The sequence below is a fragment of the Micromonospora sp. NPDC048843 genome (assembly GCF_040649965.1).
GTDB classification, from domain to species: domain Bacteria; phylum Actinomycetota; class Actinomycetes; order Mycobacteriales; family Micromonosporaceae; genus Micromonospora; species Micromonospora hortensis.
In genome coordinates, this window is record NZ_JBEZGJ010000355.1 from 1 (window position 1) to 2236 (window position 2236).

The following is a 2236-nucleotide window of genomic DNA, read 5'->3' on the forward strand; positions in this document are numbered from 1 at the left end:
GGGGGGCGCCCCCGCGCGCCCCCCCCCCCCCACCACTCAGGGGATCAGGGTCAGACGCGGGTGAGGCGTACGGCGTCGGCGATGACCAGGCCGGTGGTGTTGCTCCACCGGCTCACGCCGACCCGGTTGGCGTCACCGGCCGGGAGTGTGAACGTGCCGAGGACGCGCCACTGCCCGCCGGTGGCCCGCTGGTCGACCCGGACGGTCTGGTTGCCGGCGCTGGTGGCGACGATGTACGGGGCCGCGCTGTTGTAGCCGGAGTTCGCCGGCCACCAGGCCTCGACCCGGTAGCTGGCGGTGGCCGGGACGTTGAACCGGTACCACGCGACGTCGCTGGCGGCGACCGGGTCCGCGTAGCGGTAGTCGGCGCCGTAACGCTGACTGGAGTACGACGACACGCCCCAGTTGGCGCTGGCGGTGAACCGACCGCTGGTGGTGTTGTCCACAGTCGAGGACCAGGCGGTGCCGCCACCGGCCATTCGCGCCGCCACGTCGGCGCGCATGACGTTCAGGTCGATGAAGGACGGGTCGATCTTGCCGCTGGTGCTGGTCTCCCGGTGGCCCCGGGCGTAGCTGCTGTCCCGGCCGAGCCGGGTGAGCACGGCGGCCGTGGCGGCGAGCGACGCGTTGTACTGCGCGGCTGTCATCTCCTGGTTGACGCCGTTGTAGTCGATCTCCCACCCGATCATCAGGGTGTTGCCGTCCCCGGCCGGGATCGGCCCGCTGCCGCCGCTGACCCCGGCGTGGTTGCACCGGCCGGCGGAGATGACGTGGAAGACACCGTTGTAGTCGACGAGCGCCTGGCACAGCGGGCCCGGCAGGTCGGACCGGCCGTTGATGCAGATGCCGAGCGCCGGGTGCGGGTTGCTGGCGCTGGAGGTCGAGGCGGTGTGGTGCCAGAGCACCCCGATCGGGTCGAAGGAGCCGGGCCGCATCCGGTTGAGCCAGTCCCCCTCGACCACTACCTGGACCCCGGCGGCGCGCAGCACGTCCACCAGCCAGGGAATCGTCGCCATCAGGCGTCCTGAAGCAGGTCGGCGAGGCACTCGGCCTTCGGCGCGGCGCTCGCGGCGGCGGGTCGGGCGACGACGGTCAGTGCGGCGACCACCAGGGCGGGGATGCCGAGCACCCCACGGCGAGGCAGACGGATGGACGGGGTTCGGGCCATGGCGATCCTCCAGCGACGGCGGGTACGAACGGATCGACGAACGTGATGACGGGCAAGCTATACCGTCACGAACGTCGATGTCGATACCCTTCATCCTCATGTTGCTGACTGAAGGAAATCGCCGACTCAGACCTCGCCGAGCGCGTCGATGTCGCGCATCTCCTCGGCCGTCACGCTGCGCGGCTACCTGTGCAGCCGCACACCCCCGGGGTATAGCAGACGCTATACTTCACGAATGGCTACGGACGAGTGGGAGATCTACCTCGTCAGCGAAGTGCAGGAGTGGATCGACAGCCTCGATCCACTCACCCACGCCCGCGTCGTGCAAGCCATCGACCTGCTCGCCGAAGCTGGCCCAGGGCTCGGCCGGCCGCTGGTCGACACGATCCACGGCTCGTCGGTCGCCAACCTCAAAGAGCTGCGCCCCGGCACCGTACGCATACTCTTCGCCTTCGACCCGTGGCGTTCCAGCATCCTGCTCGTCGCCGGAGACAAGGCCGGACGATGGCAGCAGTGGTACGCGGAAGCGATCCCCCTGGCCGAGCAACGCTACGAGATCTATCTGAAGGAACGCGCCGAGGAGGAGGGCCGACAGCCATGAGCAGCTACGCACGCTGGGGCGACATCCGCGCCGCTCACGTCGAGCGCGCCGGCGGCGAACAGGCCGTCGAGACGGGCAAGCAGGAACTACTCGCCAGCGTGGTCGGACACCGTCTTGCCGAGGTACGCCGCGCCCGTGGCCTAACCCAGCAGCAGGTCGCCGACCGCATGAGCGTCACCAAGGGCCGCGTCTCCCAAATCGAACAGGGCAAGATCTCCGGTCAAGACATCGTCGCCCGCTACGCCGCCGCCCTCGGCGGGCGCCTCCACCAAGCCATCTACTTCGACGACGGCGACATCGCCGCCATCGCCTAACCACCCCACCTGGCCAAAACCAGCCATCGACCGAATCGCGAACGGTGCCGTGCCCGACCGAGCAGGACACGTCCCCCTCGTTCCACTGGTCACCGGCCAGCTCGCCGAGGTACCCATGCGACTCAGGTGGACGAACCTGTTCACCAACGACCG

The 2236-nt window shown here is 69.3% G+C and carries 4 protein-coding genes; 2 read left to right on the plus strand and 2 right to left on the minus strand.

From position 1 onward, the window contains the following. Positions 1–50: 50 nt before the first annotated feature. Complete coding sequence (locus AB0C20_RS36020; protein WP_357569699.1) at positions 51–1016, minus strand: N-acetylmuramoyl-L-alanine amidase; 966 nt, start codon at positions 1014–1016, stop codon at positions 51–53. Next, complete coding sequence (locus AB0C20_RS36025; RefSeq protein WP_238683424.1) at positions 1016–1168, minus strand: hypothetical protein; 153 nt, start codon at positions 1166–1168, stop codon at positions 1016–1018. Before AB0C20_RS36025 ends, AB0C20_RS36020 begins: the two co-directional genes overlap by 1 nt. 235 nt (positions 1169–1403) lie before the next feature. Here AB0C20_RS36025 and AB0C20_RS36030 point away from each other — a divergent pair, with 235 nt between their 5' ends. Beyond that, positions 1404–1769 carry a type II toxin-antitoxin system RelE/ParE family toxin gene (locus tag AB0C20_RS36030; RefSeq protein ID WP_357256020.1) on the plus strand — a complete coding sequence of 122 codons (366 nt, stop codon included), beginning with the start codon at positions 1404–1406 and terminating at the stop codon, positions 1767–1769. Beyond that, positions 1766–2083 carry a helix-turn-helix transcriptional regulator gene (locus AB0C20_RS36035; RefSeq protein ID WP_357184389.1) on the plus strand — a complete coding sequence of 106 codons (318 nt, stop codon included), beginning with the start codon at positions 1766–1768 and terminating at the stop codon, positions 2081–2083. The genes AB0C20_RS36030 and AB0C20_RS36035 overlap by 4 nt, the downstream gene beginning before the upstream one ends. Positions 2084–2236: the final 153 nt, after the last annotated feature.

What these genes read in the sequence shown, in the direction of transcription:
- AB0C20_RS36020 (WP_357569699.1), bottom strand. Translation starts at nt 1,016, where the DNA reads ATGGCGACGATTCCCTGGCTGGTGGACGTGCTGCGCGCCGCCGGGGTC.
- AB0C20_RS36025 (WP_238683424.1), bottom strand. Translation starts at nt 1,168, where the DNA reads ATGGCCCGAACCCCGTCCATCCGTCTGCCTCGCCGTGGGGTGCTCGGC.
- AB0C20_RS36030 (WP_357256020.1), top strand. Translation starts at nt 1,404, where the DNA reads ATGGCTACGGACGAGTGGGAGATCTACCTCGTCAGCGAAGTGCAGGAG.
- AB0C20_RS36035 (WP_357184389.1), top strand. Translation starts at nt 1,766, where the DNA reads ATGAGCAGCTACGCACGCTGGGGCGACATCCGCGCCGCTCACGTCGAG.